The organism is Aromatoleum petrolei (assembly GCF_017894385.1).
Classification (GTDB): domain Bacteria; phylum Pseudomonadota; class Gammaproteobacteria; order Burkholderiales; family Rhodocyclaceae; genus Aromatoleum; species Aromatoleum petrolei.
Window position 1 is genome coordinate 1,198,211 of record NZ_CP059560.1, and the last position, 25,374, is coordinate 1,223,584.

At 66.8% G+C, this 25,374-nt stretch carries 28 protein-coding genes; 17 read left to right on the forward strand and 11 right to left on the reverse strand.

Annotation, left to right across the window (positions count from 1 at the left end; genetic code table 11):
* Positions 1-21 precede the first annotated feature (21 nt).
* Both ToN1_RS05400 and ToN1_RS05405 read left to right on the forward strand, forming a co-directional pair.
* Positions 22-342 carry a c-type cytochrome gene (locus tag ToN1_RS05400; protein WP_169205284.1) on the forward strand — a complete coding sequence of 107 codons (321 nt, stop codon included), beginning with the start codon at positions 22-24 and terminating at the stop codon, positions 340-342.
* Positions 339-1,613 (forward strand): NAD(P)/FAD-dependent oxidoreductase, encoded by a 1,275-nt coding sequence (locus ToN1_RS05405; RefSeq protein WP_169205283.1) that lies wholly within the window; start codon positions 339-341, stop codon positions 1,611-1,613. The genes ToN1_RS05400 and ToN1_RS05405 overlap by 4 nt, the downstream gene beginning before the upstream one ends.
* Positions 1,614-1,632: 19 nt before the next feature.
* On the opposite strand, the gene ToN1_RS05410 is transcribed toward ToN1_RS05405, so the two are convergent.
* The 3 genes from ToN1_RS05410 to coaBC are packed head-to-tail and all read right to left on the reverse strand — an operon-like array spanning position 1,633 to position 3,739.
* Positions 1,633-2,085: an NUDIX hydrolase gene (locus ToN1_RS05410; protein WP_210148028.1), complete on the reverse strand. Its 453-nt coding sequence runs from the start codon at positions 2,083-2,085 to the stop codon at positions 1,633-1,635.
* Positions 2,085-2,534: a dUTP diphosphatase gene (gene dut / locus ToN1_RS05415; protein ID WP_018990826.1), complete on the reverse strand. Its 450-nt coding sequence runs from the start codon at positions 2,532-2,534 to the stop codon at positions 2,085-2,087. The genes ToN1_RS05410 and dut overlap by 1 nt, the downstream gene beginning before the upstream one ends.
* 8 nt (positions 2,535-2,542) lie before the next feature.
* The gene (gene coaBC, locus ToN1_RS05420) at positions 2,543-3,739 is read right to left on the reverse strand and encodes a bifunctional phosphopantothenoylcysteine decarboxylase/phosphopantothenate--cysteine ligase CoaBC (protein WP_169205281.1); all 1,197 of its coding nucleotides are present in this window, start codon (positions 3,737-3,739) and stop codon (positions 2,543-2,545) included.
* Positions 3,740-3,785: 46 nt separating this feature from the next.
* Here coaBC and radC point away from each other — a divergent pair, with 46 nt between their 5' ends.
* The 3 genes from radC (at position 3,786) to rpmG (ending at position 5,021) form a co-directional block, all read left to right on the forward strand.
* Positions 3,786-4,463, forward strand: coding sequence for a RadC family protein (gene radC / locus ToN1_RS05425; protein WP_169205280.1), 678 nt, complete (start codon positions 3,786-3,788; stop codon positions 4,461-4,463).
* A 113-nt stretch (positions 4,464-4,576) separates the two neighbouring features.
* Positions 4,577-4,813, forward strand: coding sequence for a 50S ribosomal protein L28 (gene rpmB, locus ToN1_RS05430; protein WP_050416864.1), 237 nt, complete (start codon positions 4,577-4,579; stop codon positions 4,811-4,813).
* A gap of 40 nt (positions 4,814-4,853) precedes the next feature.
* Entirely contained in the window at positions 4,854-5,021 is a 168-nt protein-coding gene (gene rpmG, locus ToN1_RS05435; RefSeq protein WP_018990830.1) for a 50S ribosomal protein L33, read from the forward strand.
* 133 nt (positions 5,022-5,154) lie between these two features.
* On the opposite strand, the gene ToN1_RS05440 is transcribed toward rpmG, so the two are convergent.
* Positions 5,155-5,358, reverse strand: a complete 204-nt coding sequence (locus ToN1_RS05440) for a cold-shock protein (RefSeq protein WP_018990831.1) — start codon at positions 5,356-5,358, stop codon at positions 5,155-5,157.
* Positions 5,359-5,776: 418 nt separating this feature from the next.
* Between ToN1_RS05440 and clpS the strand changes: the two genes are divergently transcribed.
* The 4 genes from clpS to aceA all read left to right on the forward strand — a co-directional run bounded on the left by clpS (position 5,777) and on the right by aceA (position 10,735).
* Positions 5,777-6,085, forward strand: coding sequence for an ATP-dependent Clp protease adapter ClpS (gene clpS / locus ToN1_RS05445; RefSeq protein ID WP_169129844.1), 309 nt, complete (start codon positions 5,777-5,779; stop codon positions 6,083-6,085).
* Between the two features lie 2 nt (positions 6,086-6,087).
* A complete protein-coding gene (gene clpA, locus ToN1_RS05450) occupies positions 6,088-8,364 on the forward strand; it encodes an ATP-dependent Clp protease ATP-binding subunit ClpA (protein ID WP_169205279.1) in 2,277 nt (758 codons plus the stop codon).
* Between the two features lie 162 nt (positions 8,365-8,526).
* Positions 8,527-9,006 (forward strand): ribonuclease E activity regulator RraA, encoded by a 480-nt coding sequence (gene rraA, locus ToN1_RS05455; RefSeq protein ID WP_169205278.1) that lies wholly within the window; start codon positions 8,527-8,529, stop codon positions 9,004-9,006.
* Positions 9,007-9,421: 415 nt separating this feature from the next.
* The gene (gene aceA, locus ToN1_RS05460; RefSeq protein WP_169205277.1) at positions 9,422-10,735 is read left to right on the forward strand and encodes an isocitrate lyase; all 1,314 of its coding nucleotides are present in this window, start codon (positions 9,422-9,424) and stop codon (positions 10,733-10,735) included.
* A 102-nt stretch (positions 10,736-10,837) separates the two neighbouring features.
* Here the strand turns inward: aceA and ToN1_RS05465 are convergent, their stop codons facing one another.
* Positions 10,838-11,386: a Spy/CpxP family protein refolding chaperone gene (locus ToN1_RS05465; RefSeq protein ID WP_169205276.1), complete on the reverse strand. Its 549-nt coding sequence runs from the start codon at positions 11,384-11,386 to the stop codon at positions 10,838-10,840.
* Positions 11,387-11,613: 227 nt separating this feature from the next.
* Here ToN1_RS05465 and ToN1_RS05470 point away from each other — a divergent pair, with 227 nt between their 5' ends.
* Both ToN1_RS05470 and ToN1_RS05475 read left to right on the forward strand, forming a co-directional pair.
* Positions 11,614-12,375 carry a response regulator gene (locus ToN1_RS05470; RefSeq protein ID WP_169205275.1) on the forward strand — a complete coding sequence of 254 codons (762 nt, stop codon included), beginning with the start codon at positions 11,614-11,616 and terminating at the stop codon, positions 12,373-12,375.
* Complete coding sequence (locus ToN1_RS05475; RefSeq protein ID WP_169205274.1) at positions 12,372-13,724, forward strand: ATP-binding protein; 1,353 nt, start codon at positions 12,372-12,374, stop codon at positions 13,722-13,724. The genes ToN1_RS05470 and ToN1_RS05475 overlap by 4 nt, the downstream gene beginning before the upstream one ends.
* A gap of 12 nt (positions 13,725-13,736) precedes the next feature.
* On the opposite strand, the gene gcvA is transcribed toward ToN1_RS05475, so the two are convergent.
* The gene (gene gcvA, locus ToN1_RS05480) at positions 13,737-14,717 is read right to left on the reverse strand and encodes a transcriptional regulator GcvA (protein ID WP_244860969.1); all 981 of its coding nucleotides are present in this window, start codon (positions 14,715-14,717) and stop codon (positions 13,737-13,739) included.
* A 136-nt stretch (positions 14,718-14,853) separates the two neighbouring features.
* Between gcvA and ToN1_RS05485 the strand changes: the two genes are divergently transcribed.
* Positions 14,854-15,207 carry a DUF2917 domain-containing protein gene (locus tag ToN1_RS05485; protein WP_169205272.1) on the forward strand — a complete coding sequence of 118 codons (354 nt, stop codon included), beginning with the start codon at positions 14,854-14,856 and terminating at the stop codon, positions 15,205-15,207.
* 10 nt (positions 15,208-15,217) lie between these two features.
* Here ToN1_RS05485 and ToN1_RS05490 read toward each other — a convergent pair whose 3' ends face one another.
* From ToN1_RS05490 to glpK, 3 genes are all read right to left on the reverse strand, one after another.
* Positions 15,218-16,057 (reverse strand): DMT family transporter, encoded by an 840-nt coding sequence (locus ToN1_RS05490; RefSeq protein ID WP_169205271.1) that lies wholly within the window; start codon positions 16,055-16,057, stop codon positions 15,218-15,220.
* A 61-nt stretch (positions 16,058-16,118) separates the two neighbouring features.
* Entirely contained in the window at positions 16,119-17,693 is a 1,575-nt protein-coding gene (locus tag ToN1_RS05495; protein ID WP_210148029.1) for a glycerol-3-phosphate dehydrogenase/oxidase, read from the reverse strand.
* Positions 17,690-19,180: a glycerol kinase GlpK gene (gene glpK, locus ToN1_RS05500; protein WP_169205270.1), complete on the reverse strand. Its 1,491-nt coding sequence runs from the start codon at positions 19,178-19,180 to the stop codon at positions 17,690-17,692. The genes ToN1_RS05495 and glpK overlap by 4 nt, the downstream gene beginning before the upstream one ends.
* A 132-nt stretch (positions 19,181-19,312) precedes the next feature.
* Between glpK and ToN1_RS05505 the strand changes: the two genes are divergently transcribed.
* Genes ToN1_RS05505 through ToN1_RS05515 form a run of 3 tightly spaced genes read left to right on the forward strand, consistent with a single transcriptional unit; the run spans position 19,313 to position 21,498 of the window.
* Positions 19,313-20,200, forward strand: coding sequence for a DMT family transporter (locus ToN1_RS05505; protein ID WP_169205269.1), 888 nt, complete (start codon positions 19,313-19,315; stop codon positions 20,198-20,200).
* Between the two features lie 60 nt (positions 20,201-20,260).
* Positions 20,261-20,623 (forward strand): SpoIIAA family protein, encoded by a 363-nt coding sequence (locus ToN1_RS05510; protein ID WP_169205268.1) that lies wholly within the window; start codon positions 20,261-20,263, stop codon positions 20,621-20,623.
* On the forward strand, positions 20,620-21,498 hold the full coding sequence (locus tag ToN1_RS05515) for a sulfurtransferase (RefSeq protein WP_169205267.1): 879 nt from the start codon (positions 20,620-20,622) through the stop codon (positions 21,496-21,498). Before ToN1_RS05510 ends, ToN1_RS05515 begins: the two co-directional genes overlap by 4 nt.
* A gap of 18 nt (positions 21,499-21,516) precedes the next feature.
* Here the strand turns inward: ToN1_RS05515 and murI are convergent, their stop codons facing one another.
* Together murI and queG are read right to left on the reverse strand one after the other, a co-directional pair.
* On the reverse strand, positions 21,517-22,251 hold the full coding sequence (gene murI, locus ToN1_RS05520) for a glutamate racemase (RefSeq protein ID WP_425305843.1): 735 nt from the start codon (positions 22,249-22,251) through the stop codon (positions 21,517-21,519).
* A 111-nt stretch (positions 22,252-22,362) separates the two neighbouring features.
* The gene (queG, locus tag ToN1_RS05525) at positions 22,363-23,457 is read right to left on the reverse strand and encodes a tRNA epoxyqueuosine(34) reductase QueG (protein WP_169205266.1); all 1,095 of its coding nucleotides are present in this window, start codon (positions 23,455-23,457) and stop codon (positions 22,363-22,365) included.
* On the opposite strand from queG, the gene tsaE reads away from it, so the two are divergent.
* A complete protein-coding gene (gene tsaE, locus ToN1_RS05530; protein WP_169205265.1) occupies positions 23,443-23,955 on the forward strand; it encodes a tRNA (adenosine(37)-N6)-threonylcarbamoyltransferase complex ATPase subunit type 1 TsaE in 513 nt (170 codons plus the stop codon). The two genes, queG and tsaE, sit on opposite strands and share 15 nt — an antisense overlap.
* Positions 23,952-25,268: an N-acetylmuramoyl-L-alanine amidase gene (locus ToN1_RS05535; RefSeq protein ID WP_210148031.1), complete on the forward strand. Its 1,317-nt coding sequence runs from the start codon at positions 23,952-23,954 to the stop codon at positions 25,266-25,268. Before tsaE ends, ToN1_RS05535 begins: the two co-directional genes overlap by 4 nt.
* The last annotated feature ends 106 nt before the right edge of the window (positions 25,269-25,374 follow it).

Here is a 25,374-nt window from a genome sequence, read left to right on the forward strand (position 1 = left end):
GCCACCGCATGGAGAACGTCCGTGACCGGCAAGTTTACCCTCGCAGCCTTGTGCCTGCTTGCCGGCACCGCTCATCCGGCCGGCCCCGCCGCCACCGATGCGCGCAACCTTGCCGCCAACTGCACGCCCTGCCACTCGGCCGACACTCCCGAGCCGAGCGCGATCCCGCGCATCGCCGGCCTGCCCGCGGCGAAGATCCTGCATCGACTGCAGGCCTTCCGCACAGGCGAGGCACCCGCGACCGTCATGCACCAGATCGTGCGCGGCTACAGCGACCAAGAACTCGCGCTCATTGCCAACCATCTCGCCATCCCTGCTGTCCCGGCAGCCGACAAGCGATGAACCGACGCCGATTCCTGAGCAGCCTGGGCCTCGCGGCGACCATACCCGCGGCTTCCCTTCTTGGCGCATGCTCGTCCCCGCCGCGCCGAGGCGCACCGCACATCGTCGTGGTCGGCGGCGGCTACGGCGGCGCAACCACAGCGAAGTACCTGCGCATGTGGAGCGCCGGCCGGATCGACGTCACGCTGGTCGAGCGCGCAGCGCGCTTCGTTTCCTGCCCGATGTCCAACCTCGTCCTCGCCGGCCTGCGCAACATCGACGAGCTCACCACAGATTACGAGCGCCTGCGCACACGCTGGGGCGTGCGCGTCATCAGTGACGAAGTCGTCCATGCGGACGTCTCCCGACGCGAACTCCGCCTCGCACGCAACGGCGCGATCGGCTTCGACCGCGTCGTGCTGGCGCCGGGCGTGGACTTCCTCGCCGAGGAGGTGACCGGACTCGCCGGCAACTTCGAGCGCATTCCCCACGCCTGGAAGGCCGGCCCGCAGACCGAACTCCTGCGTCGGCAGATTGAAGCAATGCCCGAAGGCGGCGTGTTCGCGCTGCACGTCCCGAAGTCGCCCTACCGCTGCCCGCCCGGCCCGTACGAACGGGCCTGCCTCGTCGCACATTACCTGCGCGCCCGCAAGCCGCGCGCGAAGCTGCTCCTGCTCGACGCCAACAGCGAGATCCAGTCCAAGAAGGCGCTGTTCGCCGCCACCTTTGCCGGGCCGTACAAGGACATCATCGAATACCGCCCCGACAGCACCCTGCTGTCGGTGGATGCCCGGACCCTGAGCGCCGAACTGGAATTCGACCGGATCCGCGCCGATGTCCTCAACGTCGTCCCCCCGATGCGCGCGGGGCGCCTCGCGGACGCACTCGGCGTCCCCCTGACCAACGGTCGCTGGATCGACGTCGACTGGCGCACGATGGAAGTGCGCGGGCTTCCCGACGTCCACGCCATCGGCGACGCGGTGCTCGCCGCACCGGGCATGCCGAAGTCCGGCCACATCGCGAACCAGCAGGCCAAGCTCGCCGCGGCCGCGATCATCGAACTCGTCGCCGGCCGCTCGCCCAACCCCGTCCCGACGCTGTTGAACACCTGCTACAGCTTCGTCGACGACCGCAACGCGATCCACGTCGCGACCGTTCACCGTTACGACGCGGCCGAAGGAACCATCCTGCCTGTCGCCGGCGCGGGCGGCCTGTCGTCGGCGGCGAGCGAAGAAGAAGGCCGTTACGCCGAAGCTTGGGCACGGAACATCCGCGCCGACATGCTGGCCTGAAACGCCGGCGCGCGCCTCATTACCTCCCGATTGCCCCCCGGTCGGGTGCCTGCCAGCCCAGCTCCAGCAGCCACGGCCCCTCGCCGGCAGCCAGCGCGTCGCGCACATAGGCCACGGTATTCGTCGGCAACCCGCTACGTGGAAACCAGCCCAGCGCATCGCACTTGTCCGGTTCGCAAATGCGCGGCTCGCCCGCCCACGCCTTGGCGCGAAGGAAGAAATCGACCCGGTTCGTGTCCGAGCGGCGGTGCACGACGCCCAGGTTTGCCAAGTCCGCCGGGTCGATCCCGATCCCGAGTTCCTCGTGCATCTCGCGCACCGCGGTCCGGGCCAGCGATTCGCCCAGCTCGACGTGTCCTCCGGGCAGGCTGAACAGCCCGTCGAAGAAACCCGTGCCGGCGCGGCGCATCAGCAGGATCCCGTCCTCGCGCTCGAGCAGGACATGCACCCCGACGGGAATCCCCGCATGCATCAATGCTTGCCGGTGCTGCCGAACCCGCCCTCGCCGCGATCGCTTTCCGGGAATTCATCGACGACGTTGAAGCCGACCTGCAGCACCGGCACCACGACCAGTTGCGCGATACGCTCCATCGGCTGCAGCGTAAAGCTCGCACGGCCGCGGTTCCACACCGAAACGAAGATTTGGCCCTGGTAGTCGGAATCGATCAGGCCGACCAGATTGCCCAGCACGATCCCGTGCTTGTGCCCGAGCCCCGAACGCGGCAACACCATCGCGGCAAGCCCGGGGTCGGCGAGATGAATCGCCAGGCCGCTCGGGATGAGCGTGGAATCGCCCGGATGGAGCGTCACCGGCGCGTTCAGGCAGGCGCGCAGGTCCAGCCCGGCAGAACCCGGCGTGGCATAGGACGGCTTGTGATCGCGCAAGCGATCGTCGAGGATCTTGACGTCGATTCGGTGCATGTTTGCTCTCAGTTGGCAGCCGTCTTCAGCAGACCGGCCAGATGTTCGACGATCCTGCGCGCGACCTCGGTCTTGGGCGCGCGCTCGAGCGGATGGCGACCCGCGTCGTCGTACAGGATCACCAGATTGTCGTCGCTGCCGAGACCGTCCTGCACCAGGTTGCCCACCAGCATCGGCAGGCGCTTGGCCCGCCGCTTGCCTTCCGCGTAGGCATCCAGGTCACGGCTCTCCGCAGCAAAGCCGACGCAGAACGGCGCACTCTCGCGCGCAGCGACCTCGGCCAGGATGTCCGGATTGGGCGTGAGCCGCAGCGTGATCTCGGCGGACGACTTCTTCACCTTGTGCTCGGCAGCCTCGGCCGGACGATAGTCGGCCACCGCCGCGACGCCGATGAATACGTCTGCCCCCGGCAGCGCCGCCATCACCGCATCGCGCATCTGCAGGGCGCTGTGCACGTCCTCGCGGCGCGCCCCCGTCGGCACGGGCAGCCCCGTCGGGCCGCTCACCAGCACGACCTCCGCACCGGCGCGCACGCAGGCCTGGGCCAGCGCATAGCCCATCTTGCCCGAACTGGTGTTCGTGATCCCGCGCACCGGGTCGATCGCCTCGAAGGTCGGTCCGGCAGTCAGTACCACCTTGCGCCCCGCGAGCAGCTTGGGCTGGAAGAATGCGATCACGTGCTCGAGCAGTTCCTCCGGCTCCAGCATCCGTCCCATGCCCACTTCCCCGCAGGCCTGGTCGCCGGCCGCCGGCCCGAAAACCGTCACACCGTCGGCGACGAGCTGTGCCACGTTGCGCTGCGTTGCGGGGTGCTCCCACATCTGGCGGTTCATCGCCGGCGCAATCAGCAGCGGGCACTCGCGTGCGAGGCACAACGTGCTCAGCAGGTCGTCGGCCCGCCCCTGCACCAGCTTGGCCATCACATCCGCCGTCGCCGGCGCGATCAGCACCGCATCCGCACCGCGCGTGAGATCGATGTGCGCCATGTTGTTGTCCATGCGCGCATCCCACAGATCCGTCCACACTGGATTGCCGGACAGCGCCTGGTAGGTCACCGGCGTCACGAAGCGTGCGCCGCCCTCGGTCAACACGACGTGCACGTCCGCGCCGGCCTTGCCCAGCAGCCGCACGAGCTCCGCCGCCTTGTAGGCGGCCACCCCACCGGTCACGCCGAGGACCAGTTTGCGCCCCTTCAATTCGCACATGACATATGCTCTACAATTATCATCTCACCCACAACCTGCTCCCCACATGGCTATCACCGACTGGCCGGAAGACGAAAGGCCGCGCGAAAAACTCCTCGGACGCGGGCCTGCAGCCCTCTCCGACGCCGAACTCCTCGCCTTGTTCCTGCGCGTCGGCGTCCGCGGCAAGAGCGCCGTCGATCTCGCCCGCGACCTGCTCGAGCGCTTCGGCACACTCACCCGCCTGTGCGCTGCACCGGCAGGTGATTTCGCCGCAGTGCCCGGCATGGGGCTCGCGAAGTATGCCCAACTGCAGGCGGTCATGGAACTGGCGCGACGCGCACTGAGCGAAGAGATGGCCGCGCGCGATGTGTTCGACTCCCCGTCCGCGGTGCGCGACTGGTTGCGGCTGCGCATCGGCAGCCTGCCGCACGAAGTCTTCTGCGTCCTTCTCCTCGACGCCCGCAACCGCCTGATCGAGGCCGTCGAGCTCTTCCGTGGCACGCTGACGCAGACCAGCGTCTACCCGCGCGAGGTGGTGAAACTCGCTCTCGCGCGCAACGCCGCGGCGGTGATCCTCGCGCACAACCACCCCTCCGGTGCCAGCGAACCGAGCGGCGCCGACGAGCTGCTGACCCGCAACCTCAAGCAGGCGCTCGACCTCGTGGACGTGCGCGTCCTCGACCACTTCATCGTCACCGCCCACGCGCGCCCGCTCTCCTTCGCCGAACGGGGCCTGCTGTAAACCCCGCCCCGTGACACCGCCTTTCGCGGCAATCGCACTCGAGACTTGCCCCCTCGGGGGAACATCGGCTAATATCCTGCGTTTTCCGCAATCCGAATTCCCTGGAGCAACATATGGCTCGCGTTTGCCAAGTGACCGGTAAGGCACCGATGGTGGGAAACAACGTTTCCCACGCCAACAACAAAACCAAGCGTCGTTTCCTCCCGAACCTGCAAAACCGCCGGTTCTGGAGCGAGGCTGAAAACCGCTGGATCCGCCTGCGCGTGTCCAACGCTGCGCTGCGCACCATCGACAAGAAGGGCATCGACGTCGTCGTGTCCGAGCTGCGCGCCCGCGGCGAGAAAATCTGAGACACCGCGCGGACAGCGCAGCAACTGAACGGAGATTCAAATGGCTAAAGGCGGCCGCGAAAAGATCAAGCTGGAATCGACCGCAGGTACCGGTCATTTCTACACGACCTCAAAGAACAAGCGCACCACCCCGAACAAGCTCGAGTTCAACAAGTACGACCCCGTCGCACGCAAGCACGTCCTGTACAAGGAAGTGAAGCTGAAGTAATCACCCTAGCAGGCTGCGGCCTGCTCCAGGGACGCAGCGTACAAAACAAGAGGCCGCCGGATCACTCCGGCGGCCTCTTGTTTTTCCTGAAGGCCTTTCGCTGCGGCGTACGACCTTCCGGACTAAAGGGACATCAGGCCTTCTGGATGTTAGAGGCCTGCTTACCCTTCGGACCCTGGGTGACTTCGAAGGAAACCTTTTCGCCTTCCTTCAGCGTCTTGAAGCCGGCCATATTGATCGCGGAGAAGTGAGCGAAAAGATCTTCGCTACCGTCGTCCGGAGTAATGAAGCCAAAACCCTTGGAGTCATTGAACCACTTAACGGTACCAGTTGCCATGTTGCCTTGATCCTTCAACAGATTACTTAAAACGTTGCGGGGTCTCCCCCTTCAGTGCATCAATGCTCAGTGAAGCGTTACCAGTACTGCCAAGCCAGAGACCCCGAAAGCAGCCGAGACCACAGAACCAGTGCATTGAACTTTGCATCTCGCACCCGTCCTGCTTTTACGCATTTGTCAGCACAGCGTCAACAATTTCTCACCCCAAAAATTGCTGCAACGCAGCGCCCAAACGTCCTGAAAATGGCCGGTTTAGCTCAGTCGTCAGCTATTCCAATGCCGTTATCCGTCTCCCGTCATCCGCTGCGCCGCAATATGCCGCTTGTCGCATCGACGCACTTTCATAGGCGTCCAGCCCCCCTACCTGGGCAGCCCGAGACTTGTTGCACTCCGCCTCCACTTGATTAGAATGGACCGCATGGCCACGCATAAACAGGGCGAGTACATACTCGAGGCGGAGCGCTCTCGCACCAAGCCCCCGCCCCTATACAAGGTGCTGTTGCTCAATGACGACTTCACGCCCATGGATTTCGTCATCGTTGTGCTGCAGAAATTTTTCGGCATGGACCGCGAACGGGCTACGCGGGTCATGCTCCAAGTCCACAGAGAGGGCATGGGGGTCTGCGGCGTCTTCGCGAAGGACGTCGCGGCGACCAAGGTGGAACAGGTCGTATCCTTCGCCCGTCAGCACCAGCATCCGCTGGCATGCGTGATGGAGGAAAACTGAGAATGATCGCGCAAGAACTTGAAGTCAGTCTGCACATGGCGTTTGTCGAAGCCCGGCAAAAGCGGCACGAGTTCATCACCGTCGAACACCTGCTGCTCGCACTGCTCGACAACCCCTCGGCAGCCGAGGTCCTGCGCGCCTGCGCAGCGAACGTCGAGGAGCTGCGTCGGGAACTGACGAACTTCATCAACGAGCACACCCCCAAGGTCGAAGGCACGGACGAGATCGACACGCAGCCGACACTCGGTTTCCAACGGGTGATCCAGCGCGCGATCCTGCATGTGCAGTCGTCGGGCAAGAAGGAAGTGACCGGCGCGAACGTGCTCGTGGCGATTTTCGGCGAGAAGGATTCACACGCCGTCTATTTCCTGCAGCGACAGAACATCTCGCGCCTGGACGTGGTGAATTTCATCTCGCACGGCATCTCGAAATCCCCGCAGCAAGGGCAGCCGCCGGCGGGCAAGAGCGAACCCCAGGAACAGGGCGAGCAGGAGAGCGAAGGCGCGCAGAGCAACAGCGCACTCGAGAACTACACGCAGAACCTCAACCAGCAGGCTCTCATCGGCAAGATCGATCCGCTGATCGGCCGCGAGCGCGAGCTCGAGCGCGTGATCCAGACGCTGTGCCGGCGACGCAAGAACAACCCGCTGCTGGTTGGCGAGGCCGGTGTCGGCAAAACGGCGATCGCCGAGGGACTCGCGCGCTGTATCGTCGAAGGCCGCATTCCCGAAGTGCTCGAGGGTGCGCAGGTGTATGCACTGGACATGGGCGCCCTGCTCGCTGGCACAAAGTATCGCGGCGATTTCGAGCAGCGCCTGAAGGCCGTGCTGAAGCAGCTGCGCGAAACGCGCAACGCCATCCTGTTCATCGACGAGATCCACACGCTGATCGGCGCGGGCGCCGCGTCGGGCGGCACGCTGGATGCGTCCAACCTGCTCAAGCCGGCGCTCTCCTCCGGCCAGCTGAAGTGCATCGGCGCGACGACTTATTCCGAGTTCCGCCAGATCTTCGAGAAGGATCATGCGCTGTCGCGGCGCTTCCAGAAGGTCGACGTCACCGAGCCCTCGGTCGCCGAAACGGTCGAGATCCTGAAAGGGCTCAAGAGCCGCTTCGAGGAGCACCACGGCGTCAAGTACTCGACCGCAGCACTGAGCTCAGCGGCGGAGTTGTCCGCGCGCTACATCAATGACCGCCAGCTGCCCGACAAGGCCATCGACGTGATCGATGAAGCGGGCGCCGCGCAGCGCATCCTGCCCAAGTCGAAGCAGCGCAAGACGATCGGCAAGGGCGAGATCGAGGACATCGTCGCGAAGATGGCGCGCATTCCGCCGCGCACGGTATCCAGCGACGACAAGGCCGCGCTGAAGAACCTCGACCGTGACCTGAAGAACGTCGTGTTCGGCCAGGAAGCGGCGATCGAGGCGCTCGCCAAGGCAATCAAGATGTCGCGCTCCGGCCTGGGGAATCCGGCGAAGCCGATTGGCAGCTTCCTGTTCTCCGGCCCCACCGGGGTCGGCAAGACCGAGGTGGCGCGGCAGCTCGCCTTCACGATGGGCATCGAACTCGTACGCTTCGACATGTCGGAATACATGGAGCGCCATGCGGTGAGCCGCCTGATCGGTGCGCCGCCGGGATATGTCGGCTTCGATCAGGGCGGCCTGCTGACCGAGGCGATCACGAAGAAACCGCACTGCGTGCTGCTGCTCGACGAGATCGAGAAGGCCCACCCCGACATCTTCAACATCCTGCTGCAAGTGATGGACCACGGCACGCTGACGGACAACAACGGTCGGCAGGCGGACTTCCGCAACGTGATCATTATCATGACGACCAACGCGGGCGCGGAGATGATGCAGAAGTCGGTGATCGGCTTCTCGGCCAAGCGCGAGGTCGGCGACGAGATGGGCGAGATCAAGCGCATGTTTTCGCCGGAGTTCCGCAACCGGCTGGACGCGACGATCTCGTTCAAGCCGCTCGACAACGAGATCATCCTGCGCGTGGTCGACAAGTTCCTCATGCAGCTCGAGGCGCAATTGCACGAGAAGAAGGTCGAGGCGCACTTCACCGACGAGCTCAAGGGCTGGCTGGCCGCCGAGGGCTTCGATCCGGTGATGGGCGCGCGCCCGATGGCACGCCTGATCCAGGACACGATTCGCTCGGCGCTCGCCGACGAACTGCTGTTCGGACGCCTCGTGCATGGCGGCAAGGTGACGATCGATCTCGATGGCGAGGGCAAGGTCAAGCTGGTGTTCGACCAGACCGAGGCCGCCACCGTCTGAGCATTCCGGCGCCGCAAACCCGGCGCGATCGGAAAGGGCGACCCGCGGGTCGCCCTTTTTTTGTTTGTCGTGCTGGTTTATCGTCCCACCCCGAACCCTGCGCGGGTTTGCGCGTGTCATCGCACTCGACCATCAATCGCCAGCAAACAAGGAAACGCAAGCATGGAAATCCAGACAGCCGATCTCTGCGACGCCCACGAAGGAAAACTACGCATCGTCAGCCCGATGTTCCGCAGCTTCGGCGGCCGCGCCGCTTTCGGCGGCGAGATCGCGACGCTCAAGGTGTTCGAAGACAACTCGCTGGTGCGCACGGCGCTGGAGGGGCCGGGCAAGGGCCGCGTGCTCGTGATCGACGGCGGCGCGTCGATGCGTTGCGCGCTGGTTGGCGACCAGCTGGCGCTGCTGGGGGTGAAGAACGGCTGGGCCGGCGTGATCGTCTATGGCTGCATCCGCGACTCGAAGGCGATCGGCGGTATGGACATCGGCGTGTTCGCGCTCGGCACCCATCCGCAAAAGAGCATCAAGAAGGGCGTCGGCGACAGGGATCTGCCGGTGACGTTCGGCGGCGTCACCTTCGTGCCCGGCCAGTTCGTCTATGCGGACGAGGACGGCGTGGCGGTTTCGGAATCGCCCCTGCTCTGAGCATCACAGGGCCGGCCGGCGTGCACCGGCCCCTCCCCACCTCGACCGCCGCACGCCGGCGCGGGCCTGCGGCGCGTTCGTCACGCAAGCCCGCCGATCCTGCCCCATCCCCGCAACGCGTGGTGAAAACCCGTGGCAGATCTTGCGCGTCGCAGCAGCAATTCGTTTCACAACGCCAATCGCGCTCTCACAATGTGAAACTTTGCGCGCAAATATCTGATTTTCTTGCTGCAAATAATTTCTTATATCTTATATAAGACTTATTGCTGCAAAGCGAGATCGTCCCTATACTTTTTCCCACACGAGGACGCTTTAGCGCGCCTCGTACCGGCAGGAGTCGCCCGACCGGAACACCGGGCGGACGCGCAGCCGAGTTGAAACCAGCTTGTAAACCATCAGCCGAGAAGGAACTGTCATGACCCTGACCCGCGAACAGCAAATCGCCGCCCTCGAGAAAGACTGGGCCGAAAACCCCCGCTGGAAAGGCATCAAGCGCGGCTATGCCGCTGCTGATGTCGTCCGCCTGCGCGGCTCCCTGCCGATCGAGCACACCCTGGCCAAGCGCGGCGCCGAGAAGCTGTGGGAAAAGGTCAACGGCGGCGCCAAGAAGGGCTATGTGAACGCCTTCGGCGCCATCACCGCCGGTCAGGCGATGCAGCAGGCCAAGGCCGGCCTGGAAGCCGTCTATCTGTCGGGCTGGCAGGTCGCCGCCGACGGCAACACGTCCGAGACCATGTACCCGGACCAGTCGCTGTACGCCTACGACTCGGTGCCGACGATGGTTCGCCGCATCAACAACACCTTCAAGCGTGCCGACGAGATCCAGTGGTCGCGCGGCGTCAATCCGGGCGACAAGGAATTCATCGACTACTTCCTGCCGATCGTCGCCGACGCTGAAGCCGGTTTCGGCGGCGTGCTGAACGCCTTCGAACTGATGAAGAACATGATCGCCGCCGGCGCCGCCGGTGTGCACTTCGAAGACCAACTGGCTGCAGTGAAGAAGTGCGGCCACATGGGCGGCAAGGTGCTCGTGCCGACGCAGGAAGCGATCGAGAAGCTGATCTCGGCCCGCTTCGCCTCCGACGTGATGGGCGTGTCGACCCTGATCCTGGCCCGTACCGACGCGGAAGCCGCGAACCTGATCACCTCGGACCATGACGCGAACGACAAGCCCTTCCTCACCGGCGAGCGGACGCAGGAAGGCTTCTACCGCGTGAAGAACGGCCTTGAACAGGCCATCAGCCGCGGTGTCGCCTACGCCCCCTACGCCGACCTGGTGTGGTGCGAGACCGGCACGCCGGACCTCGGCTTCGCCCGCGAGTTCGCGCAGGCCGTGCTTTCCGCCTGCCCGGGCAAGCTGCTGTCGTACAACTGCTCGCCGTCGTTCAACTGGAAGAAGAACCTCGACGACAAGACCATCGCCAAGTTCCAGGACGAACTTTCGGCACTCGGCTACAAGTACCAGTTCATCACGCTGGCCGGCATCCACGTCAATTGGTTCAACACCTTCCAGTTCGCGCACGCTTACGCCCGCGGCGAAGGCATGAAGCATTACGTCGAGATGGTGCAGGAGAAGGAATTCGCCGCTCGCGAACAGGGCTACACCTTCGTGTCGCACCAGCAGGAAGTCGGCGCCGGCTACTTCGACGACGTCACCACCGTCATCCAGGGCGGCTCGTCTTCGGTGAAGGCGCTGACCGGCTCGACCGAAGAAGAGCAGTTCCACTGATCAAAGGGGCATAGGCGGACCGCCATCAGGCCCGCCAAAGCTGGAGGCCGCGTCCACAAGACGCGGCCTTTTTCCTATTGTTCAATGCCGAGCGGATGCGACTCAGCCCGCACCGCCACCCTGAGGGGGCATGCCCGGCCCCATGCGTCCCGGTCCCATGCCGCCTTTGCCGCCTCGCCCCATCCCGCGCGGGCCGAACATCGGGAACTGCTCGTCGAAGGTCTTCTTCTGCGTCGCATCGAGTCCCGCATACAAGGCTTCGGTGGCCTTGCGGACGTCCTGCATCGAGGCCACGCGTTCCTTCGCGAAGGCTTCCATGCGCTCCATGCGTTCAGGCACGGTCTTCGGACGTTCCTGGGTGCGCATCGCCTGCATGTGCTCGGACATCCTGCGCGCCTTGTCCTGCATCACGCTCTTGAACTGCTCCCACGCCAGCGCCTGCTCGGGTTTCAGGGAAAGCGCCGTCTGCAGGGTCGCGAGGCGTTGGGTCATGTGCTCGGACATCGCTGCCGGGTCCATGCGGTGCATCCGGTGCATGCCACCGCGCGGGCCGTCGCAATCACCCCACGGTGCCGCGAACGCCCCGCCCGCTCCCATGCCGATCGTCGCGACGAGCGCGGCGGCGAGTGAATTCTTCATCCAGGTTTTCATGATCCTTCTCCGGTTGGTGATCGGGTTCGCCCCTTACGGGCGGCAGAGTCATTTCAGCACCGCCGTGTAAGCGGGATTTGTCCGCAGGAAAGCGGATTGAATGGCTGTGTTTCGCGTGCCGTGAGCGATACTCTGGGATACAAACCGGTGGCTACGCGGCCGTAAGATTCGATCGACCCGAACTCCCGGGAAGGCCCCGACCGCCCCGCCGAACCCATCCATTGAACATGACAAACGCACCCGACCATATCCTGATCGTCGACGACGACCGCGAGATCCGCGCGCTCCTGGCCGACTACCTCGAAAAGCAGGGATTGCGCTGCACGACCGCCGCCGACGGACGCGAGATGAAGGCGGCGCTCGACCGCCACCGCGTCGACCTGATCGTGCTGGACCTGATGCTGCCCGGGGAGGATGGCCTGACCCTGTGCCGCAACCTGCGCGCAGCCGGCCCGCATGCGAACACCCCGGTCCTGATGCTGACCGCCCGCGGGGAGGACATGGACCGTATCCTCGGGCTGGAGATGGGGGCAGACGACTATGTGCCGAAGCCCTTCGTCCCGCGCGAACTGTTGGCGCGCATCCGCGCCATCCTGCGCCGCGCACGCGCGCTGCCGCCCAATCTCGCGGCTGCACAGGTGCAGCACGCGACCGAACTGGGCTTCGCCCACTGGCGCCTGAATACCGTGGGCCGCCACCTCATCGGCCCCGACGGCACGGTGGTGCCGCTTTCGGGTGCCGAATACAGGCTGCTGTCGGTCTTCCTTTCACATCCACAGCGGGTTCTGAACCGCGACCAGTTGATGGAGCTGACCCAGGGCCGTGAGGCGGACGTCTTCGACCGCTCGATCGACCTGCTGGTAAGCCGGCTGCGCCAACGCCTTGGCGACAACGCGCGCGAGCCCGAGATCATCAAGACGGTGCGCAACGAGGGCTACGTGCTGGCATGTGCGGTGTCGCCGGTAGCGCCGGAAGACGAGGCTCCATGAAAACCCGATGGACCGGCACGCTGTTCGCCCGGCTCATGCTGATCTGGCTGGGCGGGATGGTGGTCGTGCTGGCGGTGAGCTTCGCGCTCTTTCTCAGCGAACGCGACCGCTTTGCGCGCGAGGTGTTGTTCGAGGGCGTCGCACGCGAGATCGCGGCTGCCGTTGATGTGCTCGAACACATGCCGGCGGTACAGCGCGAAGACTGGATCGACGCGGTGGGACGCCGCCGCCTGCGCTTCGCCCTCGCGCCACCGCCTCCCGACGCGACGGCCAGTTCCGCTTCCGCACCGCTTGCCGCAGCCATCCGCGAGGCCCTTCCCGACCGCAGCGTCGAAGTGCTGTCCCGCGCGCGACCGGACGAGGAGCATCCGCACCGCTTCCAGTCCTTCGTAAGCCTGAATCTGGGCGACGGCACCCCGCTGCTGATCCGCATGCAGGGGCCGATGTTCGGCATGCGCCCGCCACCGCTGCCGCCGGGCAGCTTGGTGACGTCGCTGCTGGCGCTGCTCGTCGGCGTCACGCTGCTCACCTGGTTCGCGGTACGCATCGCGACGCGCCCGATCACGCGACTGGCGGCGGCTGCCGATGCGCTGGGCGAGGATCCGAACCGTCCGCCGCTCGCGACCGACGGCCCCGCCGAAGCGGCTCTGGCTGCGCACGCCTTCAACCGCATGCAGGAACGCATCCTGCAGCATGTCGCCGAGCGCACGCGCATCCTGGCCGCCGTTTCGCACGACCTGCAGACCCCGATCACGCGCCTGCGCCTGCGTGCCGAGCTGATCGAGGACGAGGCCCTGCGCACGAAGTTCCAGAGTGACCTGGACGCGATGCAGGCGCTGGCCAAGGAAGGACTGGACTACGCGCGCAGTCTGGACACAAGCGCGCCGAAGCAGGCGATCGACCTGAACGCCCTGGTCGCGGCCTTGCGCGATGACGCGCAGGACATGGGCTGGGAGGTGGAGATCGAGGGCGAGCCGGTACCACCGTGCCGCGGGCAACTCGGCGGACTGCGCCGCGCGCTGTGGAACCTGATCGAGAATGGGCACAAGTTCGGGGGCCGCGTGCGCATCGCACTGCACGCCCAGCCCGCGGCGTGCGAGCTTCGCATCCGCGACGACGGCCCCGGACTTCCGCCGCAGGAGCTGGACAAGGTCTTCGAGCCCTTCTACCGCGTGGAGTCGTCGCGCAGCCGGGAAACGGGCGGCACAGGACTGGGTCTGGCAATCGCACGCAACCTGTTGCGGGCACAGGGGGGCGAGGTGCGGCTCACGAATCGCGCCGAGGGCGGGCTCGAGGCGATCGTCACGCTCACACGCATGGCGCGGGACCGCGACACCACGGCCGTCTGAGCGGGCGGATCTCTACAGCGAGGCGAAGCTCCCGCGCCCGACCGGAAGCGGCATCAGCGGAGCGGCCAGATCCGCCGCGACCTCGGCGCGCAGCCAGTCGAGGAAAGCCAGGAGCAGCGGCGTGTCCGGCCGCCCTTCGGGGAGCACGATCCAGTAACGCCACTGCGGGCGCCGTGCGAACGGCAAGTCGGGCGGGAAGTCGCTCGAACAAATGCCCTCGGGGGCATGACGAGCCTCGATGGCGATGTCGAAGGGGCGCAACAGTTTTCCCGCACGCAGCGCCGACGCTGCCAGGCTGCGCCGCGCGAGCGCGACGCCGCGTCCTTCGAGTGCGGCCTGAAGCACCAGGGCGGAGTCGGAGAGCATCAGGCCGCTCGCCGGCTCGGGCCAGTCGAGGCCGGCAGCACGGAACCATGGCGCCCAGTCTTCCCCCTCCGAACGCAAGAGCGGCAGGCAAGCGAGATCGCCCGGCACGCGCAGCGGATGCCCCGCGCACAGGGCGGGACTGACGACCGGAAAGAGTACGTCGTCCATCAACAGTTCGCTCCGGACGCCGCAATAGCCGCCGGGTCCCCAGCGGATGCTGAGATCCATGCCGTCGCGGCTGAAGTCGGCGAGCGCGCCGGTCGCGGTGATGTTCACCTCCGCCGACGGATGGGCATCGATGAAGGCGCCGATGCGCGGCGTGAGCCAGCGGCTGGCGAAGGACGGCATCACGCTAATCGACAGGCGGTTGGGATTGGACCGCCGCCTGAGATTCGCGACGGTATCCGCAATCTGCCGCAGAGCGCCGTTTGCGGCGTGCAGGAGCTCCTCCCCCGCGGGGGTCAGCACGACCGACCGTCCCTGGCGATGGAAGAGAGGAAATCCGAGATGCTCCTCGAGCGCGCGGATCTGGTGGCTCACCGCGCCGTGCGTGACGAACAATTCGTCGGCCGCACGTGACACGCTCGACAGGCGCGCCGCCGCCTCGAAGACGCGCAGCGCCGGCAATGGCGGAAGTTTCCCGGGACGTTCCATATGTGAGCGCTATTCACAAACGTGTCAGAAAAGATCGATTTTCACGACTGCCGCCGGCGATGACAATGGCTGCCACAACGGTCGCTCCAGCGGAGCATCAGGAGGCATCATGGAAACGAAATATGCGCGCCCGGAATGGAATCTGCAAGCAGGCGGAATCCTCTCGATCGATGATGCGGGTGACTGGGAAGTGAGTCTGGCCAGGGGCCACGTGTGGCTGACACTTGAGGGATACTCACAGGACAAGTGGCTCGGCGCGGGTGACCGCTTCCGTGTGCCCGGCGACGGCCGGATGGTGATAGAGGCCGAGACCGACGCCCGCATCCGCCTCGAGCCGCCCGCGGCGAGCGCCGTGCAGCGTTTGCTCGCACGGATCGAGCGCAGCACGCGGCGCGGCGCCCGGACGGTCGCAAACGCCACGGTCTATTCGGCCGAGCGCATCAGCTGCGGCCCGGCACGCTGAAGGACGACGATCAGGCGCGGCGCGCGAGCAACACGATTGCGACGCCGCCGAGGATCGCGGCCGACGACAGGATCAGGCGCAGCGTCACCGCCTCGCCGAGGAACAGCACCCCGCCGACGGCTGCGATCACCGGCACGCTGAGCTGGACGGTCGCGGCGCTGGTGGCGGTCAGCCCGCGCAGCGCCGCATACCACACCGCATAACCGGCCCCCGACGCCACCGCACCGGACAGCACCGCGTACAGCGCCCCGCCCGCATCGACGCGCACGTCGCCACTCCCGAGGACTCCCAGCGCGAGCGCCATCGGCACCGTGCGCAGGAAATTGCCCCCGGTGGCGGCCAAGGCGTTCGAAGTCTTGCGTCCGCGCAGCGAATACACCCCCCACGCGATGCCCGCCCCGATCATCAGCAGGGCCCCGCCAAGCGGCGGCGCGCTCAGCCCCGGCAGCAGCAGGTACACCAGCCCACCGAAGGCCAGCAGCAATCCGGCGGTCTGCTGTGTCCGCAGACGCTCTCCGCGCGCGATCCCGGTGAGGATCATGGTCGCCTGCACCGCTGCAAACAGCAGCAGCGCGCCCACACCGGTCGGCAGGGAGACATAGGCAAAGGAAAATCCTGCGGCATAGGCGAACAGCGCAAGCGCCGAGCCCCAGTTGCCCGCCTTGCCCGGAACCTGTCGCCGCCACTGCAGCAGGATCGCAAGCATCACGGCGCCCGACACCAGACGGATCACCGTAAAGCTCGCCGGATCGATGCCGGTGTGCTGCAATGCGAGGCGGCACAGCACGGAATTGGCCGCGAAGGCGATCATCGTGACGAGCGTCAGCGATGCGATGCGCACGGGTGTCACACAGATCTCCTCGACCGGGCGTTGCGGGGCGTCAGTTTGCGCCGCGCGACTGTCCCTCTTGTTATTCCTCGGGCCGGGCGTATTGGCGGGCGAGTTCGCCGAAGCGCCCAACCTCGGCCTCGCACCACGCCGCATCCTTTCCCAGTTCCTCCACCAGCAGGCGCGCAACCGCGGGCGCTGCGGCGGCCGCTTCCGCGGCATCGAGGAACAGCGCCCGATATCGCCGCGCCAGCACGTCCTCCACCCCGCGCGCGAGTTCGCAGCGCGCAGCGTAGCGCACTTCGGCCTCGGTCAGGCGGAAAGCCGCATGCACGAGCCGACCGGCGCCGGGCAGCACGTCAACGGCCGCGCGCACCGAACCGTAGCAATCGGACGTCGGACCCGCCTCGCCGCCATGCAGGCGCAGCTCGGCCGTGACGCATGGTCGTCGCGCCAGCCCGGCCACCGACCGCGCGGTATCGATGGTCTCCTCGGCCATGCGGCGGTAGGTCGTCCACTTCCCGCCGGTTATCGTCACGAGTCCGCCCGGCGACACCTCGATGCAATGCTCGCGCGACAGGCTGCGCGTTGCCGAATTGTCGCCCGCGCCGATCAGCGGACGCAGCCCGACGAAGACGCTGCGGATGTCCGCGCGAACGGGCGGTCGCGCAAGATACGGCGTGACGGCCTCGAGGATGAAATCGATCTCTCCGGCAAGCGGTCGGGGCTCGAGGGGGAGATCCTGGCGCGGCGAATCGGTGGTGCCGATCAGCACGCGACCCTGCCAAGGAATCATGAACAGGACACGACCGTCTGCCGTTTCCGGCACCAGCAACGCATCGCGCCCCGGCAGGAACGCGGCATCCACGACGATATGCACCCCCTGGCTGGGCTTTAGCAAGGGACGCGCCTGCGGCAGCTCCGCGCGGCGGATGGCGTCCGCCCATACGCCCGTTGCATTGACGACGACGCCCGCGGGGATGCGGAACGCCTCGCCGGTTTCTGCGTCGTGCGCGAGCACGCCGTTCACCTGCCCGTCGTCGACGATCAGTCCATCGACGGGCAGATAGTTCAACGCGAGGCCGCCCAGGTCGAAATGGGTGCGCATCAGGGCGAGCGCGAGGCGTGCGTCGTCGAACCGGGCATCCCAGTACGCGATGCCCCCGCGCAGCCCTGCCGGCCGCAGCGTCGGTAGGGCGACGATGGTGCTGGCGGCGTCGAGCACGCGGCTGTGTCCGATGCCGTGCATGCCCGCCATGAGGTCATAGAACGCCAGACCGGTGCCGAACTTGGGGATGTCCAGCCAATGGTAGGCCGGCACGACGAAGCGTTGCTTGTGCACGAGATGCGGCGCGTTCGCGAGCAGACGCGAGCGCTCGGCGAGCGCCTCATGCACCAGCGGGAGATTGCCCTGCGCGAGGTAGCGCACGCCGCCATGAATCAGCTTGGTGGCGCGCGAGCTGGTCCCTTTCGCAAAGTCATGGGCCTCGAGCAGCAATGTGCGGTAGCCGCGCGCACTCGCATCGACCGCGCAGCCCAGCCCCGTGGCGCCACCGCCGATCACCACCACGTCCCACGCGCCGGTCTCGCGCAGGCGCGCGAGCAGCGACGCCCGATCCAGCCCGGCCGCCGGGTCCCGGCGTGTCGCCGCGCTCACGCCTCGGCCCAGCCGCGCGAGCGCCCGACCGCGCGATGCCAGCGGGCGATCAACGCCTCGCGCCGATCCGCACCCATCGCAGGCTCGAACCGCCGCTCTGCGCGCCAGTGCGCGGCGACCTCGTGCTCGCCCGACCACACGCCGACCCCCAGACCGGCGAGGTAGGCGGCGCCCAGTGCCGTCGTCTCCAGCATCTGCGGCCGCACGACGGGCACGCCGAGCAGATCGGCCTGCAGCTGCATCAGCAGGTCGTTCGCCGCCGCACCGCCATCGACGCGCAGCTCCCTCAGCGGACCGGCCCCGTCGCGATCCATCGCCGCGACCAGATCGACGGTCTGCAGCGCGATCGCCTCCAATGCTGCGCGCGCGATGTGCGCGGCGCCGGTGCCGCGCGTCAGGCCGAACAGCGCACCGCGCGCATACGCGTCCCAGTAGGGGGCGCCCAGCCCGGTAAAGGCCGGCACCAGCACGACGCCGCCGCTGTCGGGAACGCTCGCGGCGAGCGCCTCGATCTCGCCGGAATGCCGGATCAGGCCGAGGCCGTCGCGCAGCCACTGCACGATCGCCCCGCCCATGAAGATGCTGCCTTCCAGCGCATAGCTGGTGCGCCCGCCGGCGCGCCACGCGACCGTCGTCAGCAGGCGGTTGGCCGAGGCCACGATGCCGGCGCCGGTGTTCATGAGCAGGAAGCAGCCGGTCCCGTAGGTGTTCTTCGCCATGCCGGGCGTGAAGCACGCCTGGCCGAAGGTGGCAGCCTGCTGGTCCCCGGCGATGCCCGCGATCGGCACCGCAGCCCCCAGCACCTCGGCATGCGTCTCGCCGCACCGGCCGCTGCTGTCGACGATACGCGGCAACAGCGCGCGAGGAATGTCGAAAAGCGCGAGAAGTTGGTCGTCCCAGTCACCGCTGCGGATGTTGAACAGCATCGTGCGTGCGGCGTTGCCCGGATCGGTGACGTGCAGCGCCCCGCCGCTCAGGTGCCACACCAGCCAGCTGTCCACGGTGCCGAATGCCAGTTCGCCGGCTTCCGCGCGCCTGCGCGCATCCGGCACATTGTCCAGCAGCCACGCCAGCTTGGAGGCCGAGAAGTACGCATCGAGTTCCAAACCGGTACGCGCGCGAATCAGGTCCGAGTATCCGTCTGCGCGCAGCCGGTCGCACGCGACGGCGGTGCGGCGGTCCTGCCACACGATCGCGGGAGCGAGCGCCCGGCCGGTGGAACGCTCCCACAGGATCGTGGTCTCGCGCTGGTTGGTGATGCCGAGCGCGGCAAGCTCAGCCGCCGCGATGCCGGCGTCGACCAGCGCCGCACGCGCGCAATCGAGTTGCGACGCGAGGATCTCGTCCGGGTCGTGCTCCACCCACCCGGGATGCGGAAAGAACTGGGTGAAGTCCTTTTGCGCGGCTCCGCGCGCGCACCCGTCGGCGTCGAACACCATGGCCCGCGAGCTCGACGTTCCCTGATCCAGCGCCAGCAGCCAGCTCATGCCACCCCCGCAAAGACGCGCGATGACGCAAGCCTACCGCGGCGCCGTGCGCCTGACCATCCCTCCCCGCGCTCGCTTGCACGGCGCGCGTGTGGTTCAATGTCGCCTTTCGCTGCACCGCACCAAGCCGCCATGCAATCGCTCTGGATGATCGTCGCCAGCCTGCTCTTCGCCTGCATGGGGGTGTGCGTCAAGCTCGGATCCGGCACCTTCTCCACCGGGGAGCTGGTGTTCTACCGCGGCTTCGTCGGCCTGCTCGTCGTGACGCTCATTGCGCTCATGCAGGGGGTGCCGCTGCGCACCCCGCACTGGCGGCTGCAGATCACCCGTTCCCTGTCGGGCTGCATGGCGCTGATGTGTTACTTCTATGCGATCAGTGCCCTGCCGTTGGCGACGGCAGTCACGCTCAATTACACCTCGCCGATCTTCGTCGCCCTGCTGCTCGCGCTGTGGTTCCGCGAGCGCCTGCGCGGGCCAGTGATCGCATCGGTCGCGCTGGGATTCGTCGGCGTCATCCTGTTGCTCAAGCCGACGCTCCAGGCGGAGCAGTGGCTGGGGGCCTGCGCCGGACTCGGCTCCGGTCTCGTCGCCAGTCTTGCCTACATCCATGTGCGCGAACTCGGCCGCGCCGGCGAACCGGAGGCGAGGACGGTGCTGTGGTTCTCGGCGATCACGACCCTGCTCGGCATCCCGTGGGCGCTCTCGGGTGAACTGCGCGCCATCGACCTGCAAGGCGGTGCCGCGCTCGCGGGTGTCGGTCTGTTCGGGGCACTCGCCCAGCTCGCGATGACCCGTGCCTACCGCTTCGGCAAAACCATCGTCGCGGCCAATCTGGCCTACACTACGGTGATCTTCTCCAGCTTGTTCGGTGTGCTGCTGTGGGACGAGATCCTCCCGCTCGACGCCTGGATCGCCGTCGTGCTGATCATCGCCAGCGGCGCGGCCGTGTCGCTCGCCTCACGCCCGGCGCCACAGGCACTGCCCGCCGGCGCCGCGCCCGACGGCCGCGGTCGAGATTGAAGCGGCTGGCGCCCGGGGATATAGTAGTTCGCATAATCCAGTCGCCATGCGGAGGCAGTCATGATCACAACGGACCATCGCCCCAACCTGGTCGCCGTTGCCGTGTTCGGCGAATTCACCCTCGCGGACTACAAGGAGTTCGAGGAACTGGTCAATTACAAGATCCAGTTCGAGGGGCCGGTGAGCCTGCTTTTCGATCTGCGCGAAATGGCCGGTTTCACGCTCGACGTCGCATGGGAGGAAATCCGCTTCTCGCGCAAGCATGCGCATGACTTCCGCCGCATCGCGGTACTCACGCAGGACCAGTGGCTGACATGGAGCGCGTGGATCTCGCAGCTCTTCGTCGACGCCGAAGTACTCGTGTTCGATGACGAGGCGGGCGCGCGCGCCTGGCTCGAGACGACCGAGGAGCCCGCACGGTGAGCAGTCACGCATCGGGCTCTTCCGCGTCCTACAGCACGCTGATCAGCGCCCACGAACTCGCCCAGCACATCGACGAACCCGACTGGGTGATCTTCGACTGCCGCCACGACCTCGCGAACCGCGACTTCGGCCGCGACGTCTACACCCGCGCCCACATCCCGGGCGCGCGCTTCCTGCACCTCGACGAAGACCTGTCCAGCCCGCTGACGGGCACGAACGGCCGCCATCCGCTGCCCGATCCCGAAGCCTTCGCGCAACGCCTCGCGCGTGCCGGCGTCGGCAACGAAACCCAGGTCATCGCCTATGACGACGCCGGCGGCATGTTCGCGGCACGCCTGTGGTGGATGATGCGCTGGGTCGGGCACCACTGCGCGGCGGTCCTCGACGGCGGGCTGGTGGCCTGGCTGGAAGCCGGCCAGGCGCTCACCGCCAAGGTCCCCGAACCGGTCCCCGCGACCTTCCGCGTCTCGCTGCGTCCCGAAGTCGTGGATGCCGCCTGGGTCCTCGGACACCTGCACAACCCGGAGATGCTGCTGCTCGACGCCCGCAGCCCCGACCGCTACCGTGGCGAGAACGAGACGCTCGACCCCGTCGGCGGGCACATTCCCGGTGCGATCAACCGCTTCTTCCGCGACAATCTCGACGGACGCGGACACTTCAAACAGGCCTCGATCCTGCGCGAGGAATTCGGGGCGTTGCTGAAGGGCGGCGACGCCCACCGCGTCGTACACCAGTGCGGATCCGGCGTCACGGCCTGCCACAACCTGCTGGCGATGGAATCTGCAGGGCTGACCGGCTCGCGCCTGTATGCCGGTTCGTGGAGCGAATGGTGCGCCGATCCCGCGCGGCCCGTCGCAACCGGCCCCGAGCGCTGAGCCCCCGGGGCGGACGTCCTACCACTCGACCTTTTCGACAGTGCCGAGAGAGCGCCCGAGAAAGCGCTCGCCGATCGTCTGGAAGCGCAGCGGCACATCGGTGACCACGAAGCGATACCCGGCTGGCCCCGGGTGCGTGCTGGCGATGCCGAGTTCCTTGAGCTTCGCCGCGGCGAGTTCCGCGGTCGTGATCGCGGAGTCGACCAGACGCACGCCCGGCCCCGCGACATCGCGCAGCAGCGGCTTCAGCAGCGGGTAGTGCGTGCAGCCCAGAACAAGGCTGCCGACCTCCTCCGCCAGCACCGGCTTCAGGTATTCCTGCGCCGTCAGCCGTGTCACCGGATGATCCAGCCAGCCCTCCTCGACCAGCGGCACGAACAGCGGACAGGCCTGCGAATACACGCGCACGCCGGGATCCAGCGCATGGATGCGCCGCGCGTAGGCATTGCTGTTGATCGTCGTCGGCGTGCCGATCACGCCGATACCGCGTCCGTTCGATTCCGCGACCGCCGCATGCGCGCCCGCCTCGATCACGTCGAGCACGGGAATGTCGCGTGCCAGCCGCCGCACCACGTCGGCCGCCACCGCCGCCATCGTGTTGCACGCGACAATTAGCATCTTGACGTCCTGCTGCAGCAGGAACTCGGTGATCTGGGCGGTGAAATGCTCGATCGTCGCAACCGACTTGACGCCGTAGGGCACGCGCGCGGTGTCGCCGAAATACACGATGCGCTCGAGCGGCAGGCGCTCCATCAGGGCGCGCACGACGGTGAGCCCGCCGATGCCGGAATCGAATACGCCTATGGGTCGGGAGGAGTCCAATGCAGAAACCAGGTCAGGACAAAAATGGATTCTAGCGCAAGCTCAGCCCTGCGGTAGCGCGTGCCGCGCGATGGCCCAGACGACATGCTCGCGCACCAGTTCCGAAGGGTCCTCCGCGCGCGCCCGCAGCGCCGCCCGCACCTCCGGCGTGCCCGCTGCGTTGCCCAACGCGACCGCGAGATTGCGCGACCAGCGCTCGAAGCCGACGCGATGGATCGCGCTACCCGCCATCCGCTCGCGGAACTCGCCCTCACTCCAGGCGAAGAGCTCGACCAGACTCGCCTCGTCGAGCCGGTGGCGCGGCGCGAAGTCCGGCTCCTTGCCGGGCTGCGCGAAGCGGTTCCACGGACAAACGAGCTGGCAGTCGTCGCAGCCGTAAATGCGGTTGCCGATCAGCGGCCGCAGTTCTTCGGGAATCGCACCCTTGAGCTCGATCGTCAGGTAGGAGATGCAGCGCCGCGCATCGACCCTGTACGGCGCGACGATGGCACCGGTCGGACACGCGTCGAGGCACGCACGGCAGCTGCCGCAATGCGGCGCCTCGGGGGCATCGACCGGTAGCGGCAGGTCGGTGAAGATCTCACCGAGGAAGAAGTACGAGCCGGCGCGCCGATTCAGCAGCAGCGTGTGCTTGCCGCGCCAGCCTAGCCCTGATCGGCCCGCGAGCTCGACCTCGAGCACGGGCGCCGAATCCACGAACACCCGGAAACCGTGCGGCGCCTCGGCGGCGATACGCTCCGCGAGCTTCTGCAGGCGATTGCGCATCAGCTTGTGGTAATCCCGGCCCAAGGCATAGCGCGACACATAGGCTCGATGCGGATCCTCCAGCGCGGCGTGCGCGTCGGCCGCCCGCGGCCAGTAGTTCATGCGCACGCTCACGACCCGCAGCGTGCCCGGCACCAGCTCCGCCGGACGCGCCCGCATCATGCCGTGCCGCGCCATATAATCCATGTCTGCGTGAAAACCGTCCGCCAGCCAGGCTTCGAGCCCCGGCTCGGCCGACGACAGATCCACGCCGGACACGGCGAGATCGGCGAAGCCGAGCTCGGCGGCCCACATCTTCATCCGCCCGACGAGCGCGTTCAGGGACGCGTCGGGAGCGACATCCGCAGGGATTTCATCATGATTCACGTTCATCACCGGGCAGATGATAGCAGCCCGCTTTCGGCTCACCTCGACGACGAATCCGACACCGCAGCCGCGGGTGCAGCCCTTGCGACAGCCTTGTGCGCGGGCCTCGTCATCTACCTGCGCGGCGACCTCGGCGCCGGCAAGACGACCCTCGTGCGCGGGGCGCTGCGTGCCCTCGGTCACGACGGAAAGGTGAAAAGTCCGACCTACACCTTGATTGAACCTTATCTTGTTTCTAGATTAAACTTATATCACTTTGATTTTTATCGCTTCGCAGTCCCAGAAGAATATCTGGAAGCAGGGCTGGACGAATATTTCGACGGAAACGGGGTATGTCTGGTGGAATGGCCGGACAAGGCGGCGCCTTATATTGCTGCGCCGGACCTCGAGATCCGCCTCACCGTCTCCGGCCCGGGCCGGCGCCTTGAAGCGCTGGCACTGACGGAGGCAGGACGGACATGCATACGCAAACTGGATTCGGAGCTGAACCGGAAGCCGACATGACTACCGCACCCGGCTTGACGCGGCGCGACCTGCTGAAATTCGCCGGCGCCACGCTCGCGCTGCTCGTCAGCCCGGTCGGCATGGCCGCGACCAGCCTCCTCGCGGTGCGCGTGTGGCCCGCGGCGGAATACACCCGCATCACGATCGAAGGCAACTCGCAGCTCAAGTTCACCCACCTGCTCGTCACCGATCCGCACCGCCTCGTGGTCGACCTCGAAGGGGTCGAGTTCGACAGCGTGCTGCAGTCGCTGCCGTCCAAGGTCCTCGAGTCCGACCCCTACATCAGGCTGATCCGCGCCGGCCGCAACCGGCCCGGCGTGGTTCGCCTCGTCGTCGAACTGAAGAGCGAGATCAACCCACAGGTGTTTACCCTCGCGCCGGTCGGCAACTACGGCCACCGCCTGGTGCTGGACCTGTACCCCACCACACCGGTCGATCCCCTGTTGGCGCTGATCGAGAAGTCCTCCCCCATGGATGCCGCGGTGGGACAAACGGGCGACGCACAGACGGCTGCGGATGCACCGGCACAGATCGCCCGCCCCGACAGCGCTGAACAGGTTTCGGGCTCGCGACGTTCCGCACGCCCGGCCGCCAACCGTCTCGTCACCATCGTGCTCGACCCCGGCCACGGTGGCGAAGACCCGGGCGCGGTCGGCGCACGCGGCAGCTACGAGAAGAACGTCACGCTATCGATCGCGCGCCGCCTGAAACAGAAGATCGACGCCGAGCCGAACATGCGCGCAGTGCTCACGCGCGACGGCGACTACTTCGTACCGCTGGGCCAGCGCGTCACGCGCGCCCGGCGCGTGCAGTCCGACCTCTTCGTGTCGATCCACGCCGACGCCTTCGTGCGCCCCGACGCGCGCGGCAGCTCCGTCTTCGTCCTGTCGGAAAGCGGCGCATCGAGTTCGGCCGCACGCTGGCTCGCGCAGAAGGAAAACGACGCCGACCTCATCGGCGGCGTGAACCTCGCCAGGCAGGACGGCCACCTCGCGCGCACCCTGCTCGACCTGTCGCAGACCGCCACGATCAACGACAGCCTCAAACTCGGCAAGGCCGTGCTCAGCGAACTGGGCGACATCAACAAGTTGCACAAGACCCACGTCGAGCAGGCCGGCTTCGCCGTGCTGAAGGCCCCGGACATCCCGTCCATCCTCGTGGAAACGGCGTTCATCAGCAATCCCGAGGAAGAACAGCGGCTCAACGACGAGGCCTACCAGGACAAGATGGCGAACGCGATCCTGCGCGGCCTGCGCGCCTATTTCCGAGAGAATCCGCCGCTCGGCCGCACCAAGGTCGCACGCCTCGACTGATCGCCGCGACGCCGGCACGGACGGCCGCTTCCCGCTCGTGGCGTTCCCGCAAACACCTTCAGCGCCCGCCCCAGAGCGAGCGCGTTGCCGTTATAATTACGGCTTT

Coding starts and splice junctions, on each gene's coding strand:
- ToN1_RS05405 (WP_169205283.1), top strand. CDS start 339: ATGAACCGACGCCGATTCCTGAGCAGCCTGGGCCTCGCGGCGACCATA.
- ToN1_RS05410 (WP_210148028.1), bottom strand. CDS start 2,085: ATGCATGCGGGGATTCCCGTCGGGGTGCATGTCCTGCTCGAGCGCGAG.
- dut (WP_018990826.1), bottom strand. CDS start 2,534: ATGCACCGAATCGACGTCAAGATCCTCGACGATCGCTTGCGCGATCAC.
- coaBC (WP_169205281.1), bottom strand. CDS start 3,739: ATGTGCGAATTGAAGGGGCGCAAACTGGTCCTCGGCGTGACCGGTGGG.
- radC (WP_169205280.1), top strand. CDS start 3,786: ATGGCTATCACCGACTGGCCGGAAGACGAAAGGCCGCGCGAAAAACTC.
- rpmB (WP_050416864.1), top strand. CDS start 4,577: ATGGCTCGCGTTTGCCAAGTGACCGGTAAGGCACCGATGGTGGGAAAC.
- rpmG (WP_018990830.1), top strand. CDS start 4,854: ATGGCTAAAGGCGGCCGCGAAAAGATCAAGCTGGAATCGACCGCAGGT.
- ToN1_RS05440 (WP_018990831.1), bottom strand. CDS start 5,358: ATGGCAACTGGTACCGTTAAGTGGTTCAATGACTCCAAGGGTTTTGGC.
- clpS (WP_169129844.1), top strand. CDS start 5,777: ATGGCCACGCATAAACAGGGCGAGTACATACTCGAGGCGGAGCGCTCT.
- clpA (WP_169205279.1), top strand. CDS start 6,088: ATGATCGCGCAAGAACTTGAAGTCAGTCTGCACATGGCGTTTGTCGAA.
- rraA (WP_169205278.1), top strand. CDS start 8,527: ATGGAAATCCAGACAGCCGATCTCTGCGACGCCCACGAAGGAAAACTA.
- aceA (WP_169205277.1), top strand. CDS start 9,422: ATGACCCTGACCCGCGAACAGCAAATCGCCGCCCTCGAGAAAGACTGG.
- ToN1_RS05465 (WP_169205276.1), bottom strand. CDS start 11,386: ATGAAAACCTGGATGAAGAATTCACTCGCCGCCGCGCTCGTCGCGACG.
- ToN1_RS05470 (WP_169205275.1), top strand. CDS start 11,614: ATGACAAACGCACCCGACCATATCCTGATCGTCGACGACGACCGCGAG.
- ToN1_RS05475 (WP_169205274.1), top strand. CDS start 12,372: ATGAAAACCCGATGGACCGGCACGCTGTTCGCCCGGCTCATGCTGATC.
- ToN1_RS05485 (WP_169205272.1), top strand. CDS start 14,854: ATGGAAACGAAATATGCGCGCCCGGAATGGAATCTGCAAGCAGGCGGA.
- glpK (WP_169205270.1), bottom strand. CDS start 19,180: ATGAGCTGGCTGCTGGCGCTGGATCAGGGAACGTCGAGCTCGCGGGCC.
- ToN1_RS05505 (WP_169205269.1), top strand. CDS start 19,313: ATGCAATCGCTCTGGATGATCGTCGCCAGCCTGCTCTTCGCCTGCATG.
- ToN1_RS05510 (WP_169205268.1), top strand. CDS start 20,261: ATGATCACAACGGACCATCGCCCCAACCTGGTCGCCGTTGCCGTGTTC.
- murI (WP_425305843.1), bottom strand. CDS start 22,251: ATGGAGCGCCTGCCGCTCGAGCGCATCGTGTATTTCGGCGACACCGCG.
- tsaE (WP_169205265.1), top strand. CDS start 23,443: ATGATTCACGTTCATCACCGGGCAGATGATAGCAGCCCGCTTTCGGCT.
- queG (WP_169205266.1), bottom strand. CDS start 23,457: ATGAACGTGAATCATGATGAAATCCCTGCGGATGTCGCTCCCGACGCG.
- ToN1_RS05535 (WP_210148031.1), top strand. CDS start 23,952: ATGACTACCGCACCCGGCTTGACGCGGCGCGACCTGCTGAAATTCGCC.